Below are 15,385 nucleotides of genomic sequence, written 5' to 3'. Positions count from 1 at the left end.
AAAAACTACACCCATGTCTGAAGAATTCGGTCATCTCCCTTCGCTCAACGCCTTGCGTACCTTCGAGGTGGTGGCGCGGCACCTGAATTTCCGTATCGCCGCCGATGAGCTGGGCGTGACCCAGAGCGCGGTGGCCCAACAGGTTCGTGCTCTGGAGCAACACCTGGGGCTCAGGCTCTTCGAACGCCAATCGCGGGGCCTGGCACTGACCGAGAGCGGCAGGAGTTACAGCCTTAGCGTGCGCCGGGCATTCGAGCTGATCGCCGACGCCACCCAGGCGCTGCGGCCGGCGCCGCTGCACCTGACGATCAGCGTGACGCCGACCTTCGCCTCCAAGTGGCTGATCCCGCGGTTGCCGGACTTTTCTCGACAACATCCGCAGATAGATCTGCGAATCCTCGCCAGCGAGCGGCTCTCCAGCTTTCACAACGATGGCGTGGATATGGCCGTACGTTATGGCTGCCCGCCGTTCGGCCCTGGGCTGCATAGCGAGCTGTTGCTGGAGCAGGCCATTGTTGCCGTGGTGAGCCCTGGCTTGGTCCAGCGCTTCGGCGCCCCGGGCGATCTGCAGGTATTGGCGCGTTATCCCTTGCTGCATGATGCGCATAACCTCTGGCCGCGCTTTCTCGATCTGCTGTTCCCCGAGGCGCTGCAGGCCACCGCCAGGAACGTGCGCTTCAATCAAACCTCATTGGCCATCGAGGCTGCCGTCGCCGGCCAGGGCATTGCCCTGGCCAACCGCTTCTTCGTCGCGCGGGACATTCAGGCCGGACGGCTGATCGATCCTTTCGGCGCCACCCTGCAGGACGAATGCGGGTTCTATCTGCTCAGCCCGCGGCGAGTACGCCAACAGGCGCCGTTCGCGGTAGTTCGTGACTGGTTGCTGGGGCAGACGCGCGGTGATCGATAGCGTGCTCGGCCATGCCCGGGCGGTGCCAGTTTATCTGCGCAATGGGCGCGAGCGCTGAGGCTGTGGCACACTTGAGCGCCAGTGAATACGGGTTATGAGGTGGCGTGTGTCGCCCGCCCGTGCACCGGTGCCGTCGGCCGTCTGCCACGGCCTGCCCGGCAACAGCCCCGAACAAGAGGAAACAGCGTGCATAACGTCGTCATCAGCGGCACAGGCCTGTACACACCGGCCAACAGCATTTCCAACGACGAGTTGGTGGCGTCCTTCAATGCCTACGTGCAGCAGTTCAACAGCGACAACGCCGAGGCCATCGAGCGTGGCGAGGTCGAGGCGCTGAGCGAATCGAACAGCGCCTTCATCGAAAAGGCCTCGGGCATCAAGAGCCGTTTCGTGATCGACAAGCAGGGTATTCTCGATCCGCAGCGCATGGTGCCCTTCATCCCTGAGCGGGATAACCAGCAGTGGGGCATTCTCTGTGAGATGGCAGTGGCGGCAGCGCAAGAGGCGCTGGCCCGCGCCGGCAAGAGCGCCGCGGACATCGACGGGGTGATCGTCGCCTGTTCCAACCTGCAGCGCGCCTACCCGGCGGTGGCCATCGAAGTGCAGGCGGCTCTGGGCATTCGGGGCTTCGGCTTCGACATGAATGTGGCCTGCTCCTCGGCCACCTTCGGCATCCAGGCCGCCGCCAACAGCATCCAGCTGGGCCAGGCGCGAGCGATCCTGATGGTCAACCCGGAGATCTGCACCGGGCACCTGAACTTCCGCGACCGCGACAGCCATTTCATCTTTGGCGATGCGGCCACGGCGGTGATTCTGGAACGCGCGGATCTGGCGACCTCCGAGCATCAGTTCGAGATCGTCGGCACCAAGCTGCTGACCCAGTTTTCCAACAACATCCGCAATAACTTCGGCTTTCTCAACCGCGCTGCCGACGAGGCAGGTGCAGTGGCCGAAGGCCGGCTGTTCGTGCAGGAAGGGCGCAAGGTGTTCAAGGAAGTCTGCCCGATGGTCGCCGAGCTGATCGCTGCCCATCTGCAGGAGAACGACCTGGATGTGGCCGATGTGAAGCGCTTCTGGCTGCACCAGGCCAACCTCAACATGAACCAGCTGATCGCCCGCAAGCTGCTGGGTCGCGACCCCGAGGCCCATGAGGCGCCGGTGATTCTCGACACCTACGCCAACACCAGTTCGGCCGGTTCGGTGATTGCCCTGCACAAGCATCAGGATGATCTGCCGGCAGGTAGCCTGGGCGTGCTCAGCTCGTTTGGCGCCGGTTATTCGATCGGTAGCGTGATTCTGCGCAAGCGTTGAGTGCGTGCGGAGGAGGGGCTTGCGAGGTCTATAAGCGCTGAGCGCTGAGAATGAGCTCCCGCCGGCGGCGGGAGCTCGGTTCATCACTTACGGCTTGGCCCATTTCAGGAAGGCGCTGCGGCTTTCCGGGGTCAGCAGGTTCCACATTTGCTGCAGGGTGGTGAGGGTGGCGTCGTTGTGCGGCAGGGCGGCAGCCTGGCTCGGCGCGGGCTGCAGGGCCACGGGCTGGGCAGCTTGTGCCGGAGCGCTGCCCAGCGGGGCAACGGTGGTGGGCTGGGTGGCGACTTCACTGGTGCCCATGAGGGCCGCAAGTGCCGAAACGTTGCGATTACCCTCTTGGGCCTGTTCCCGTTCGCCGGTGCGCGTGTTCACTGCCCAGGCCTTGAATTCTTCTTCGAACTTCTTGGCTTCGGCCAGGTTCTGCGGGCGGTCGAATTCCAGGCGCCACACGTCGCCCGCTTTGCCATCGATGTCGAAGATTGCAGTGCGGCTGCGCACTACTTCATGGCTGATGCCGCCGGCAACGTCGAAGCCATTCTTGTAGAACGCTTGAATTTGATAGGCACCCGGCTGCAGCAACAGCTGCTTGTCATCCAGGTTGTAGGCAGCATTGGCCGCCTTGTAGGGCTGGCCGTTGATGCTGCGGATTTCCAGCTCGCCAGGTACTACGACAGTCAGCACTTCGCTCTGCGGCTGAGGTGCACCGGAATACAGCTGAACTTTGGGCTGCTGAGCGCAAGCGGCCAGCAGCCCGGCCAGGGCGATAACGAACAAACGGCGCATGAAGACTCCTAGGCAGAAGACCCGCCGGTGGCGGCGGTATGGGGACGGTTACATTTCGAACGCGAGAATAAGACGGAGAGGTGTCAGTTAAATGACAAGCCGGGCTGCTCTCGAAGAACAGCCCGGCTCGTTTTCACTCCAATCCGCGGGCGGGATCAGAAGTCGTAGCGCAGACCTACGGTGAAGCCGGCGGCTTTTTCACCAGCAGCTTCGTTCACGCCGTTGACGACCGACTGGTTCTGCGGGTTAGCGGTACGGGATTGCATCCACGGCGAGTAGGCGACGTTGTCGTCGTTATCTACTACCGCATAGTTGGCATAGACGCGTACGGCCTTATCCAGCTTGTGCTCGATGCCTACGACCCACATGGTGGCGTCGGAATCATCGGCGTCGCTGTCGTTGGTCATCCAGGTGGCTTTCAGTGCGGTGTTCTTGGCAATGGCGAACTCGCCACCCAGACCGTAGACGTTGAAAGTACCGGCATCGCGCTGAGCGCTGGTGGTGGTGCTGACACCATCGAAATCGGTGGTCTGGTAGAAGCCGACCAGCTTGAAGTTGTCGACGATCTTGTAGGCGACAGCGGCGCGGATGGAGTCGGCTTCGCCGCGCAGGGTGTCTTCTTCGACTTTCTCGTAGGCCAGGGAGGCTTCCAGCGGGCCGCCGAGGTAGTTCAGCGAGGTGCTGAAGGCGTCGCTGTCTTCGTTGTTCGCAGTGGTGTCGGTGATGTTGAGCGACTGGCCGCGGTACATCGAATAGGCCACTTTGACGTTGAAGCCGCTGAAGTCCGGGGTGGTGTACTGGATGGTGTTGTCGTAACGCTCGTCGAGGCGGCCGGCAGTGACGCGGGCGAGGTTGTTCATGTCGCCGACCTGGTCACCGAACAGGTTGAACGGGCCGCGAGCGACTTTGAACGGGCTGTCGAAACGGCCGACCTGAATGGCGCCGAAGTTGCCGCCCAGACCCACGAAGGTATCGCGGGTGGCGAAGCTGGTGCCGCCATCGGACGAGCCAGTGGTGAAGTTGATCTGCTGCTCGATCTGGAAGAAGGCTTTCAGATCCGGATTGATTTCATGGTCGCCCTTGAAGCCCAGACGTGACGAGTTGCTCGACAGGTTGGTTTCGGAGTAACGGGCACCGTCATCGAGGTAGTCAACCGATACGTGCGCACGGCCATAGATGCTCACGTCTGCCATTGCTACAGCAGGCACCGACAGTGCAGCACCAACAGCAACCGCAATCAACTTCATCTTCATTGAAAAAAGCTCCTTCGTTTATGAAACGCCGTCAGTGCCGTTGGCATGACATCGTCGGTTTGGACGGAGGCGATTATGGAAATCGGATATGACAGAAGGCTTGCTGTGGCGTGACATTTTCAAGTCTGAGGAACTTTTTTAGAATCAAACGGTTGCGTTGTATATGAGGCGTTTTTCGAAGGCGTTGGGCGGGGTATAGATCGGGCGTAATTATGCGGCCGAACCTTATAGGCCGATTGTTAAAGTTTGAGGGTGACGGCGGTTGTGATCGCAGGTATGCGACGGCATCATGCTGATCAGGGCTTGCCCTCGCTGGTGCGTTTGCAGCCCCGTCACCGGCCCCGAAATATTTCCTGCTGGAGCCATGCCATGACCCTTGTTCTCGCCGATTCCTTGCACGGCGTGCCGGCTGCGAGTTGGGATGCGCTGTCGTCCAGCGAGCAGCCGTTTCTGCGCCATGCCTTCTTGGCCACGCTGGAAGACAGCGGCAGCGTAGGCGGGCGCAGCGGTTGGCAGGCGGCCCATCAGGTACTGCTGGGTAGCGATGGTCAGCCATCGGCGGCCTTGCCGGCCTATGTCAAATACCACTCCCAGGGCGAATACGTGTTCGATCACGGTTGGGCCGATGCCTGCCGTCGCGCCGGGATTGGCTACTATCCGAAACTGCTCGGCGCCATTCCGTTTTCGCCGGTGACGGGCCAGCGCCTGTTGGGTTCGCCAGAAGCGGCAGGGCGGTTGCTCGATACGCTGACCGCGAGCCTCGAAGAGCAGGGGCTGTCCAGTCTGCACGTGAATTTCACCGATGCCGCCGCAGATGCGCTGCTGCAGGGGCGCGATGGCTGGCTGCAGCGCCTGGGCTGCCAGTTTCACTGGCACAACCGCGGCTACCGGGATTTCCAGGATTTTCTCGATACCCTCAGCTCGCGCAAGCGCAAGCAGATGCGCAAGGAGCGCGAGCAGGTGGCGGGGCAGGGCATCGCGTTCGACTGGCGCGAGGGGCACCAGTTGAGCGAATCGGAGTGGGATTTCGTTTTCCACTGCTACGCCAATACCTACCACGTACGTGGCCAGCGGCCCTACCTGCCCCGGGAGTTCTTCAGCCTACTGGCCGAGCGCATGCCCGAGGCGATTCGTGTGGTGCTGGCCTGTCGCGGCACCCAGCCGGTGGCCATGGCCTTCAGCCTGCAGGGCGGCGACAGCCTGTACGGGCGCTACTGGGGATGCCTGGCGGAGTTCGACCGGCTGCACTTCGAAACCTGCTTCTACCAGGGCATGGAGCAGGCCATCGCCCAGGGGCTGCGCCGCTTCGACGCCGGTGCCCAGGGGGAGCACAAGCTGATACGCGGCTTCGAACCGACCATCACCCATTCCTGGCACTACCTGGTACATCAGGGGTTGCGTGATGCGGTGGCGGGGTTTCTGCGCGAGGAGCGCGAGGGGGTGCTGGCTTATGCCGAGCAGGCGCGGGAGATGTTGCCGTACCGGCAGGCGTGAGCTGCCGCGGTGGCGCGCTGGGGTGGCCCACAGCGCGCGAGCGCGGCACGCGACCGATCAACCGTCGTAACGGCCGCCCCACTCCAGGAAACGCATCTTGTGGGTCTCACCCTGGCTGTCGGTGAACACCATGATCACGGGCACGACGCCGCGCTTGTCGGAGACGTCGGTGCGGTACAGCACTTTCTGTACATCGACTTTCATGCCGTAGTGGTAGTCCTCGGTCGGCAGGCCGGCGCCGGGTTTGGGCTGCATGTCGGCGGCGAACACGGCAGGCGCGAGACTGGAAAGCAGGGCGGTAACGGCGGTGGCGATTTTCATGATGAAGTCCTCGATCATTTCGATGTGAGGCAGCCTTACCGAACCAGTCGGTTGCGTTGCCTCGTGAGGCTTATATGACCAGCAATGTCGGCATCGCGGAAATTGATGCCTTTGCTAGTGGACATCATGAAAAATGATGATGTTAGCAAGCTAACTATTTTCATGGCGCGGGCGCACCGGCCTCAATCGACGCCGACGAAGCCGCCGGTCTGGTGCTGCCAGAGGCGCGCATACAGGCCGCCGCGGGCGATCAGCTCGGCGTGGGTACCGGTCTCGATGACCTGGCCCTTATCGATCACCACCAGGCGATCCATGCGTGCGATGGTCGACAGGCGGTGGGCGATGGCGATCACCGTCTTGCCATCCATGAGGCTGTCGAGGCTTTCCTGGATCGCCGACTCGACTTCCGAGTCCAGCGCCGAGGTGGCTTCGTCCATGATCAGGATCGGCGCGTCCTTGAGCAGTACCCGGGCGATGGCGATGCGCTGGCGCTGGCCACCGGAGAGCTTGACGCCGCGTTCACCCACCTGGGCGTCGAAGCCAAGGCCGCCCTGACTATCGTCGAGGGTGGCGATGAAACCCTCTGCACGGGCCTTGCGGGCAGCGGCCCAGAGCTCTTCATCGCTGGCCTCGGGGCGGCCGTAGCGCAGGTTGTCGCGAATCGAACGGTGCAGCAGGGAGGTGTCCTGGGTAACCACGCCGATGTTGGCGCGCAGGCTTTCCTGGCTGACCGTGGCGATGTCCTGACCATCGATAAGGATGCGCCCGCTTTCCAGGTCATAGAGGCGTAGCAGCAGGTTGACCAGGGTCGACTTGCCGGCGCCGGAGGGGCCGACCAGGCCGATCTTCTCGCCGGGACGAATGGTGATGTCCAGGCCGCTGATCACGCCGCCTGTCTTGCCGTAGTGAAAGTGCACGTCTTCGAAGTGCACGCCGCCTTGCTGCACCTGCAAGGGTTTGGCGTCTTCGCGGTCGACCACGTGACGTGGCTGGACGATGGTCTGCATGCCGTCCTGCACGGTGCCGACGTTCTCGAAGATGCCATTGACCACCCACATGATCCATTCGGCCATGTTGTTGATGCGGATCACCAGGCCAAGTGCCAGGGCGATGGCGCCGGTGCTGATCAGCGCCTCGCTCCACAGCCACAGCGCAAGGGCGCCGGTGCTGACGATCAGCAGGCCGTTCATGCAGGTGATCAGGAAGTCCAGGCTGGTGATGGTGCGCGACTGCAGGCGGAACTTGTCGAGCAGCTCCTGCATGGCCTCGCGGGCGTAGGTTTCTTCCTCTCGGGAATGGGCGAACAGCTTGAGCGTGGCCACGTTGCTGTAGCCGTCGACCACTCGGCCCATAACCTTGGAACGCGCCGCCGAGGCAGCGGCCGAACGGGCCTTGATACGCGGCACGAAATACCAGAGTGCCGCGCTGTAGCCGATGATCCACAGGGTCAATGGCACGATCAGCCGCAGGTCGGCGGCAGCGAACAGGTACAGCGCGCTGCCGGCATAGACCACCACGTGCCATAGGGCGTCGATCACCTGCATGGCCGAGTCGCGCAGCGAGGGGCCGGTCTGCATGACCCGTTGGGCGATACGCCCGGCGAAGTCGTTCTGGAAGAAATTCAGGCTCTGCTTGAGCACATAGCGGTGGTTCTGCCAGCGGATCAGGTTGGTCAGCCCCGGGTTGATCGCCTGGTGGGTGAGCAGGTTGTGCAGGCCGAACACCAGAGGTCTGATGATCATTGCCACCAGGGCCATCCACAGCAGTTCGCCCTGGTATTCGGCGAAGAAGGTGCGGGCATCGCTGGTGGCCTGTGCCATGTCGATCAGCTGGCCGAGGAAACTGAACAGCGCCACTTCGATCACCGCGGCGAAGAAGCCGACCACCAGCACCACCACCATCAACGGCCACACCTGCTTCAAGTAGTGGGCGTAGAAGCGCAGCATGCCGTCGGGCGGCGCCACGTCGGGGCTGGGTTTGAAGACGTCGATGAGGTTTTCGAAGCGGCGAAACAACATGGGGTGCAGTCTGCTCTGGCGGATGATGGGTGGTGGCGGGTAAAGAAGGCTGCCGAGGGGGGCAGGAGCGCAGGGCGCTGAAGTAAGCCCACGCGTTCAGGCGCGTGGGTTACCAGGGGAGGGTAGCAGTATCAGAGGCGCTTGGCGTCGAGAATCACCACCGGGTCGACCGGTACGTTCTGCTGGCCGGCGCGGTTGGCGGTGCGCACCTGGGCGATGCGGTCGACCACTTCCATGCCGCTGGTCACCTTGCCGAACACGGCGTAGCCGAAGTCACGCGAGCCATGGTCGAGGAAGGCGTTGTCGGTATGGTTGATGAAGAACTGGCTGGTGGCCGAGTCGCGAACCTGGGTACGCGCCATGGCCAGGGTGCCGCGCACGTTGTGCAGGCCGTTGTCGGCTTCGTTCTTGATCGGCGCCTGGGTCTGCTTCTGACGCATGCTTTCGTCGAAGCCGCCGCCTTGCACCATGAACCCCGGGATCACCCGGTGAAACACGGTGCCCTTGTAGAAACCGCTATCCACGTAGGCGAGGAAGTTCTGGGTGCTGACCGGGGCTTTCTGCTCGTCGAGCTGCACTTCGATTTCACCCAGGCTGGTGGTCAGCAACACGGTGGGGTTTTCCGCCGCCATCAGGTGGGCAGTGAACAGTAGCGAGCAGGCGGTGAGGGCGAGTTTCTTCAGCATCGGGTCTAGTCCTTGGATGAGTAGTCGGCAGTGTTTTCGACTTCCCGCAGAAAGGCAAGCCTGCAGTCGCCCACGCGAAACAGGCCATGGGGCAGGGCTCAGGCGGGCGAGGCGCGCGAACCGAGAACGGCATCGAGCGGGGCCGCATCGAAGCGCTGGATCAGGTCGGTCAGGATCTGCGTGGCCGGACCCAGCGCCTTGTCCTTGCTGGCGTAGAGAAAGAACACCGGCTTGCGGCTGCCACCCTTGTCCAGCGGCAGGGGCTTGAGCAGGCCATCACCGAGCTCGCGTTCGATCATGTGGCGCGGCAGCCAGGCAAAACCCAGGCCGCTGCCGACGAAGGTCGCCGCCGTGGCCAGGCTGCCCACCGTCCAGCGCTGCTCGGCGCCGAGCCAGCCCATATCGCGAGGCTGATGACGCCCGGAGTCACGGATCACCACCTGCATCTGGGTTTCCAGGTCCTGGAAATTCAGCTCGCGCTGCAGGCGATGCAACGGATGCTCGGGGTGGGCCACGGCGATGAATTCCACCGGACTCATTTCCGAGCCGAGAAAACCGGGGATGTTGTAGGCGCTGATCGCCAGGTCGGCGACGCCTTCCTTGAGCACTTCCTCGACGCCGGACAACACCTCCTCGCGCAGGCGCACCCGGCAGCCACGGCTCTGCGGCATGAAGGCGGTCAGGGCACGGACCAGGCGGGCGCTCGGGTAGGCAGCATCGACCACCAGCCGCACTTCGGCCTCCCAGCCTTGCTCCATATGGTGCGCCAGGTCCTCGAGCTGGCTGGCCTGCTTGACCAGTTGCCGGGAACGGCGCAGCAGCACGTCGCCGGCTTCGGTTAGTACCGCCTTGCGCCCGTCGATGCGCAGCAGCGGCACGCCAAGTTGTTCTTGCATGCGCGCCACGGTGTAGCTGACCGACGATTGCGAGCGGTGCAGCACGTCGGCCGCCTGGGCAAAGCCGCCGTTGTCGACCACGGCCTGGAGGGTGCGCCACTGGTCGAGGGTTACACGTGGAGCCTTCATCTGATCTCCTTTGGCAGAGGCTGTGCACGGGCAGGCACTGGCTCTAAACTGTCGGTCAACCTCGGAGGCCAACCATGAAAAAACTCCTTTGCGTGCTGCTCGCCTGCTCGCCGCTGGCTGCACAGGCCTATCCCATCGAGCTGGAAAAACAGTTCAACGGCGCCGAGGTTTCGGCCAGCAGCCAGGAGATCGATCACAACATGGCGGCCGTGCGCGTGCAGAACTACGGGCAGCAGGCGGCGTCCTGCAAGGCGGTGTTCCGTAATGGCCCCGAGGCGCCGCGCACTCGCAGCGCGACCCTGGCCGCCGGGCAGAGCGCCAATCTCACCGTGAAATTCGCCCGCAGCATCATCCGCTTGCGGGTTCAGCTCACCTGCGAGCCGCAATAGGTCGCCAGCCTAGGATCAGTCAGCGTACAAATCAACTTAATCGATAGGTAGCAGTGAATCGCCAGGCTTTTTTATCGGCTTCAGCCTGTTCGCCCGCACTGCCAGCATCCTCGGTTATCGATCTTACCGAAGCTGCTGGTGCTCGCCAGCCGCGGGTGCCGGCCGCGCCTGATTAGCTGCTGCGGCCCGCTCGACGGTGCGCCGGGCGGGCATGGCGGTGTACTGCGCTGGCTATCACCTGCAAAGTCTCGCCAGCTGGATTGTCGGGCCGTCGGCGAACCGTTATGGTGCGCCGCTTCGCCTTGATGGCGCTGGCGTAGCGGCCGCGTCGTCGCCGCAGCGCGGGCACGGTAGACCCCGCTGGCTATTTTCTCGAGGTGCGTGATGACGCTTTCCGGACCCGGGGTGCTGCTTTCCGTCAGTGCCTCGATCCTCTTCGCCCTGATTCCTGGCTACGTGCAGATGCTCACGCCGCTGGACGGTTTTCAGGTGTTCGCCCAGCGTGTGCTGTGGTCGATTCCGGCCGTGCTGTTGCTGCTCACCCTGTTGCGTCAGTGGACGTTGCTGCTGGGCGCCCTACAGCGCCTGCGTCGCGAGCCGTTGCTGCTGGCGGCGCTGCCGGTCGCCGCGGCGCTGCTCGGTCTGCAGTGGTTCCTGTTCGTCTGGGCGCCGCTGACCGGGCACATGCTGGATGTGTCCCTGGGTTACTTCCTGCTGCCGCTGGCCATGGTGCTGGCCGGCCGGGTGTTCTATGGCGAGCGCCTGCGCCCGCTGCAGCGGATTGCCGTGGCCTGCGCCTTGGCCGGCGTGCTGCATGAGCTGTGGCAGTCCCAGGCGTTTTCCTGGGTCACGCTGGTTACCGCCCTGGGTTATCCGCCGTACTTCATGCTGCGTCGCTGGATGCGCCTGGACCCGCTGCCTGGGCTGATCCTCGAGATGCTGGTGATGGCGCCCCTAGCCATCTGGCTGATCGTCTACTGGGCGCCGGCCGGGATGTTCGTCGAGCATCCGCGCCTGTGGTGGATGGTGCCGGGCATGGCGCTGCTGGGCACCATCGCCCTGGCGCTCATGATGGCCTCGTCACGCCTGCTGCCCCTGGGCCTGTTCGGCATTCTCAGCTATGTGGAGCCGGTGCTGCTGTTCATGGTCAGCCTGTTGTTCCTGGGCGAGCAGTTCGAGGCGGATCAGTTTATGACCTACCTGCCGATCTGGCTGGCGGTGGTGCTGGTGGGCTGGGACAGTGGTCGGCTGCTGATCAAACAGCGGCGCCGGCAGACGGTGGCCTGAGTTCTTTCGGCTGCTGGCTAGAGAAAGCATTCGGCCCCGAGGCGCGAACGCGGTAACCTATGCGGCTGATTTAGCATTTGCATCGAGGTTGCCCCCGTGTTTGCCCAATTTGCCCTGCATGAACGCCTGCTCAAAGCCGTGGCCGAGCTGAAATTCACCGAGCCGACCCCGGTGCAGGCCGCTGCCATTCCACCGGCACTGGAAGGCAAGGACCTGCGGGTAATCGCCCAGACCGGCAGTGGCAAGACCGCCGCCTTCGTGCTGCCGATGCTCAACCGCCTGCTCGGTGATGGCAGCTCCAATGCCCGCGTGAGCGTGCGCGCGCTGATCCTGCTGCCAACCCGTGAGCTGGCCCAGCAGACCCTCAAGGAAGTCGAGCGCTTCGCCCAGTACACCTTCATCAAGGCGGGGCTGATCACTGGCGGCGAAGACTTCAAGGTGCAGGCCGCCATGCTGCGCAAGATCGATATCGTCATCGGTACCCCCGGCCGGCTGATCGAGCATGCCAACGCCGGCAACCTGCTGTTCGACGACGTCGAAGTGCTGGTGCTCGATGAGGCCGACCGCATGCTCGACATGGGCTTCGCCGAAGACGTGCAGCGCCTGGCCGAATTGTGCGGCCGTGAGCACCAGACCCTGCTGTTCTCCGCCACCAGCGGTGGTGCTGGCCTGCGCGAGGTGGTCGGCAAGGTGCTGCGTGATCCCACCCACCTGCAGCTCAACCGGGTCAGCGAACTGGCCGAGGGCACCCGCCAGCAGATCATCACCGCCGACCACAACTACCACAAGGAACAGCTGGTCGAGTGGTTGCTGAGCAACGAAACCTACGACAAGGCGATCATCTTCACCAACACCCGAGCCCAGGCCGACCGCCTGTACGGCAAGCTGGTGGCCAAGGAATTCAAGACCTTCGTGCTGCACGGCGAGAAGGATCAGAAGGATCGCAAGCTGGCCATCGACCGCCTGCGCCAGGGCGCCGTCAAGGTACTGGTCGCTACCGACGTGGCCGCCCGCGGCCTGGATGTCGAAGGGCTGGATCTGGTGATCAACTTCGACATGCCGCGCTCCGGTGACGAATACGTGCACCGCGTCGGGCGTACCGGTCGGGCCGGCGCCGAAGGCCTGGCCATCTCGCTGATCACCCACAGCGACTGGAACCTGATGTCGAGCATCGAGCGCTACCTCAAGCAGCGTTTCGAGAAACGTACCGTCAAGGAGCTCAAGGGCAGCTACCAGGGGCCGAAGAACCTCAAGGCGTCCGGCAAGGCTGCCGGCACCAAGAAGAAAAAGGTCGACCCGAAAACCGGCAAGAAGATCGCCAAGAAGCCCGCGGCGAAAACCCCGGCCAAGCGCAACACGGTGAACAAGCCGAAGGGCGATGCAGGCCTGGTCAGCCAGGACGGCCTGGCGCCGCTCAAGCGCAAGGCACCGTCGACCGACGCCTAGGGTCTGTACGAAAAGTCTCCGAGCGAAGGCCAGGCGAGGCAAAAATCGATGAGGAACGGACTGGGCTCGCATCCGAGTTTACGAGCTGTAAATGGGCATTACTCGCTTCACTCGCCCTTCGGGTCGCGCTAAAGCGCGTTAGCCCCAAGCGGCTTGCCGAAGCGATTTTTAACGAAGCACCGCCGAGCGCAGGTACTTTTATACAGAGCCTAGTGCCTGCTCCGGTCACCGGCAGCAACTGCCGGTGACCATTACTGCACCTATTCCTCGACCTCGCCGCCGATTTCTTCAAGCTCCTGCAGACGCTGGTCATAAGCGTCGCAATCGGTGGCGTGCTGGCCGCTACTTTCGGGCTGCGCCTGCTTGAGCTCCTGGCGCAGCACCGCGGCCCGCTCTGGATCGCGCTGGGTAATTTCTTCGATCTTGGCCGCCAGCTCCTGGGCCTTGGCGGTCGCCTCGTCGGCCGTGCAGGCCTGCGCCTGGCCCATGCCGTAGAGCATGAGGGCCAGGCCGCAAAGCGGTGCGATATGTTTGATCATGCTCCAATCCTCACGCCGTCCCGTACGAACGGTTGAGTGCCCACCAGCCGTCAAGGTTCAGGGTTACTGCTTGTTGTTCAGGCTTCTAACGGTCAGATCCAGGGCCTTCTGCATGTCCAGCCGGGCGGAGCGACCGATGTCCTTGTCGTTCAGGTCGAAGCCGCGCTCCGAGGGCAGGATCGGCGCGGTCAGGTCGTCGGCATCGGTGGGCTCGAAGTCGAATTCCTCGCCTATGGTCATGGCGCTGCGGCGTAGCAGCATGCGCAACTGATCGGGGTGCAGCTCCGGGTTGATCGACATCAGCGCGGCCACCACGCCGGCTACCAGCGGCGTGGCGTAGGAGGTGCCGCAATGCACGCTGCCCTGCTGGTTCTCTTCGGCGGTGGAGGCGCGTACGCAGGCCGCCGCGGTGATGTCCACGCGAGTGTCGACGTTGGAAGAACTGCGCCGTTTGACGTAGGCCGGATCGTCCACGGCGACGTCCTGGCGCTCGCTGCGCTGATGGCCGCCGACCACGAACAGCTGCTCGGTGACGAACGAGGAGGGCAGGCGGTAATCGTCGGCGCCGGAGAACGAAGCGCCGTTGCCGGCGGAGTTGACGACCACCACATCCGGGTGCTCGCGGCGCAGCCACAGGAAGAACTCCTCCAGCAGCTCTTCGTAGCCGCTCATGGCCACGCCCGAGCGCACCAGCGAGTCGATCTCGTCGCCGTGAATGTTCTTCGCGCCGATGCGGTGAATGCCCCAGCTCCAGTTCAGCACCCGCACGCCGTCCTCGACCAGATTGACCGAGGCGGCGATGTTGGCGGTGATGCCGGCGTCGGAGTTGCGGTCGACGATTACCTCAAAGCCCGGGCCGGCGCCGTCCAGGCCGCGCAGGAACCCGGTGTTGCCGCCGTCGTCCCAGCGTGCGGCGAGGATGCCGGCCACGGTCGAGCCGTGGCCGTCCGGTTTGTCGGCGTCGCGGCTGTACAGGCGGGTATGCGGCGTGTGGCCCTGGCGTTCGGCGGCGCCCAGGTAGTCCTTGAAGTCCGGCGCGTCGAAATCCACGTTGCGCTCGATCAGACCGATGCGCACCGGCTTGGTGTCGATGGGCGAGCGTTTGGAGGTGATCCGTCGCTGGTAATAGTTAACCGCATCGACGAAGCGGTTGGCGGCCCATTCCTCTTCGCCCAGCTGCTCGTCCCTGGAGGCGCCTGCTGGCGCTTCCTGTTCCTCGGCGGAGGACTCCTCGATCACCACGGCATCGACGCTCAACTCGCTGCCCAGGCGCAGCACCATGGCGTCGCGCTGGACCAGATCCTTGGCCGGCAGGCGCAACTGATAGGTGTTGAGCGGGGCAATCGCGCCGACCACCTCGGCGCCGTATTTCTTGGCCAGTGCCCGGGCGGTGTCCAGGCCCTCGGCATCTTCCTCGATCACCACGCTGACCAGATCGACGTAGGTGTTCAGGCCATCCATGTTCTTTGCTACTTCACCCGGCCTGGCGGCCACCACGTGGCTGCCGGCCATCGACAGCCACACGGGGTTACTTTCCTGCTCGCCCTGTTTCAGCCATAGCGGGCCGCTCTTGTAGCCCTTGCTGTCGAGGGTGATGCGCAGCCCGTCCTCACGTTTCACGGCGTTGGCTGGCAGCGGCTTGCCATCGAGCAGTACCTGCAACTGGCCGTCGGACACCCCGCTGGCCGTGAGGCAGAAGGTCTGGCGCTGGGTGTCGAGCACGTCTTCGCAGCGATACAGGTGCTTGAGCCGCAGCGGATCGGCTGCCAGTGCCGTGGGCACGATGCTCGCCACGAGCAGAGCGCTGAAGACGGGGCGCAGCAGAGGCCGGCGGAGCATGGCAGAGATCCTTTGTGCAGGGGGATGCGCCTCAGACTGGTGGCGCAGACCTTGGTTCAGGCTGCGTTCGGCAGATAGCCCGAA

The 15,385-nt window shown here is 63.7% G+C and carries 14 protein-coding genes; 6 read left to right on the top strand and 8 right to left on the bottom strand.

Features of this window, described 5'->3' with window-relative positions; genetic code table 11:
- The first annotated feature begins 13 nt into the window (after nt 1–13).
- Both BM154_RS02380 and BM154_RS02375 read left to right on the top strand, forming a co-directional pair.
- Nucleotides 14–910 carry a LysR substrate-binding domain-containing protein gene (locus tag BM154_RS02380; RefSeq protein ID WP_074880525.1) on the top strand — a complete coding sequence of 299 codons (897 nt, stop codon included), beginning with the start codon at nt 14–16 and terminating at the stop codon, nt 908–910.
- Nucleotides 911–1,096: 186 nt separating this feature from the next.
- On the top strand, nt 1,097–2,221 hold the full coding sequence (locus BM154_RS02375; RefSeq protein ID WP_074880522.1) for a beta-ketoacyl-ACP synthase III: 1,125 nt from the start codon (nt 1,097–1,099) through the stop codon (nt 2,219–2,221).
- 87 nt (nt 2,222–2,308) lie between these two features.
- On the opposite strand, the gene BM154_RS02370 is transcribed toward BM154_RS02375, so the two are convergent.
- Together BM154_RS02370 and BM154_RS02365 are read right to left on the bottom strand one after the other, a co-directional pair.
- A complete protein-coding gene (locus BM154_RS02370) occupies nt 2,309–3,004 on the bottom strand; it encodes a DUF2057 family protein (RefSeq protein WP_074880519.1) in 696 nt (231 codons plus the stop codon).
- A 155-nt stretch (nt 3,005–3,159) separates the two neighbouring features.
- Entirely contained in the window at nt 3,160–4,257 is a 1,098-nt protein-coding gene (locus BM154_RS02365; RefSeq protein ID WP_074880517.1) for a porin, read from the bottom strand.
- 369 nt (nt 4,258–4,626) lie between these two features.
- Between BM154_RS02365 and BM154_RS02360 the strand changes: the two genes are divergently transcribed.
- Nucleotides 4,627–5,751, top strand: coding sequence for a GNAT family N-acetyltransferase (locus BM154_RS02360; RefSeq protein ID WP_074880515.1), 1,125 nt, complete (start codon nt 4,627–4,629; stop codon nt 5,749–5,751).
- Nucleotides 5,752–5,808: 57 nt separating this feature from the next.
- On the opposite strand, the gene BM154_RS02355 is transcribed toward BM154_RS02360, so the two are convergent.
- From BM154_RS02355 to BM154_RS02340, 4 genes are all read right to left on the bottom strand, one after another.
- Nucleotides 5,809–6,072 (bottom strand): DUF2790 domain-containing protein, encoded by a 264-nt coding sequence (locus BM154_RS02355; RefSeq protein ID WP_074882321.1) that lies wholly within the window; start codon nt 6,070–6,072, stop codon nt 5,809–5,811.
- A 182-nt stretch (nt 6,073–6,254) separates the two neighbouring features.
- Nucleotides 6,255–8,090 carry an ABC transporter ATP-binding protein gene (locus BM154_RS02350; RefSeq protein ID WP_074880513.1) on the bottom strand — a complete coding sequence of 612 codons (1,836 nt, stop codon included), beginning with the start codon at nt 8,088–8,090 and terminating at the stop codon, nt 6,255–6,257.
- A 131-nt stretch (nt 8,091–8,221) separates the two neighbouring features.
- The gene (locus tag BM154_RS02345) at nt 8,222–8,776 is read right to left on the bottom strand and encodes a peptidylprolyl isomerase (RefSeq protein WP_074880510.1); all 555 of its coding nucleotides are present in this window, start codon (nt 8,774–8,776) and stop codon (nt 8,222–8,224) included.
- A 98-nt stretch (nt 8,777–8,874) separates the two neighbouring features.
- The gene (locus tag BM154_RS02340; protein WP_074880507.1) at nt 8,875–9,801 is read right to left on the bottom strand and encodes a LysR family transcriptional regulator; all 927 of its coding nucleotides are present in this window, start codon (nt 9,799–9,801) and stop codon (nt 8,875–8,877) included.
- Nucleotides 9,802–9,875: 74 nt separating this feature from the next.
- Between BM154_RS02340 and BM154_RS02335 the strand changes: the two genes are divergently transcribed.
- The 3 genes from BM154_RS02335 to BM154_RS02325 all read left to right on the top strand — a co-directional run bounded on the left by BM154_RS02335 (nt 9,876) and on the right by BM154_RS02325 (nt 12,923).
- Nucleotides 9,876–10,190, top strand: coding sequence for a 3-phosphoglycerate kinase (locus tag BM154_RS02335; protein ID WP_074880503.1), 315 nt, complete (start codon nt 9,876–9,878; stop codon nt 10,188–10,190).
- A 384-nt stretch (nt 10,191–10,574) separates the two neighbouring features.
- Nucleotides 10,575–11,477, top strand: a complete 903-nt coding sequence (rarD, locus tag BM154_RS02330; RefSeq protein WP_074880500.1) for an EamA family transporter RarD — start codon at nt 10,575–10,577, stop codon at nt 11,475–11,477.
- Nucleotides 11,478–11,573: 96 nt separating this feature from the next.
- Nucleotides 11,574–12,923 carry a DEAD/DEAH box helicase gene (locus BM154_RS02325; protein WP_074880498.1) on the top strand — a complete coding sequence of 450 codons (1,350 nt, stop codon included), beginning with the start codon at nt 11,574–11,576 and terminating at the stop codon, nt 12,921–12,923.
- Nucleotides 12,924–13,183: 260 nt separating this feature from the next.
- Here the strand turns inward: BM154_RS02325 and BM154_RS02320 are convergent, their stop codons facing one another.
- Complete coding sequence (locus BM154_RS02320) at nt 13,184–13,462, bottom strand: hypothetical protein (protein WP_083414436.1); 279 nt, start codon at nt 13,460–13,462, stop codon at nt 13,184–13,186.
- A 63-nt stretch (nt 13,463–13,525) separates the two neighbouring features.
- Nucleotides 13,526–15,301: a S8/S53 family peptidase gene (locus BM154_RS02315; RefSeq protein ID WP_074880496.1), complete on the bottom strand. Its 1,776-nt coding sequence runs from the start codon at nt 15,299–15,301 to the stop codon at nt 13,526–13,528.
- Between the last annotated feature and the right edge of the window lie 84 nt (nt 15,302–15,385).

It is taken from the genome of Phytopseudomonas argentinensis (assembly GCF_900113905.1).
GTDB lineage: Bacteria > Pseudomonadota > Gammaproteobacteria > Pseudomonadales > Pseudomonadaceae > Aquipseudomonas > Aquipseudomonas argentinensis.
The sequence above is the reverse complement of the archived record's forward strand: the minus strand, read 5'-3'. Positions and strand labels throughout refer to the sequence as shown.

What these genes read in the sequence shown, in the direction of transcription:
- BM154_RS02380 (WP_074880525.1), top strand. Translation starts at nt 14, where the DNA reads ATGTCTGAAGAATTCGGTCATCTCCCTTCGCTCAACGCCTTGCGTACC.
- BM154_RS02370 (WP_074880519.1), bottom strand. Translation starts at nt 3,004, where the DNA reads ATGCGCCGTTTGTTCGTTATCGCCCTGGCCGGGCTGCTGGCCGCTTGC.
- BM154_RS02365 (WP_074880517.1), bottom strand. Translation starts at nt 4,257, where the DNA reads ATGAAGATGAAGTTGATTGCGGTTGCTGTTGGTGCTGCACTGTCGGTG.
- BM154_RS02360 (WP_074880515.1), top strand. Translation starts at nt 4,627, where the DNA reads ATGACCCTTGTTCTCGCCGATTCCTTGCACGGCGTGCCGGCTGCGAGT.
- BM154_RS02355 (WP_074882321.1), bottom strand. Translation starts at nt 6,072, where the DNA reads ATGAAAATCGCCACCGCCGTTACCGCCCTGCTTTCCAGTCTCGCGCCT.
- BM154_RS02350 (WP_074880513.1), bottom strand. Translation starts at nt 8,090, where the DNA reads ATGTTGTTTCGCCGCTTCGAAAACCTCATCGACGTCTTCAAACCCAGC.
- BM154_RS02345 (WP_074880510.1), bottom strand. Translation starts at nt 8,776, where the DNA reads ATGCTGAAGAAACTCGCCCTCACCGCCTGCTCGCTACTGTTCACTGCC.
- BM154_RS02340 (WP_074880507.1), bottom strand. Translation starts at nt 9,801, where the DNA reads ATGAAGGCTCCACGTGTAACCCTCGACCAGTGGCGCACCCTCCAGGCC.
- BM154_RS02335 (WP_074880503.1), top strand. Translation starts at nt 9,876, where the DNA reads ATGAAAAAACTCCTTTGCGTGCTGCTCGCCTGCTCGCCGCTGGCTGCA.
- rarD (WP_074880500.1), top strand. Translation starts at nt 10,575, where the DNA reads ATGACGCTTTCCGGACCCGGGGTGCTGCTTTCCGTCAGTGCCTCGATC.
- BM154_RS02320 (WP_083414436.1), bottom strand. Translation starts at nt 13,462, where the DNA reads ATGATCAAACATATCGCACCGCTTTGCGGCCTGGCCCTCATGCTCTAC.
- BM154_RS02315 (WP_074880496.1), bottom strand. Translation starts at nt 15,301, where the DNA reads ATGCTCCGCCGGCCTCTGCTGCGCCCCGTCTTCAGCGCTCTGCTCGTG.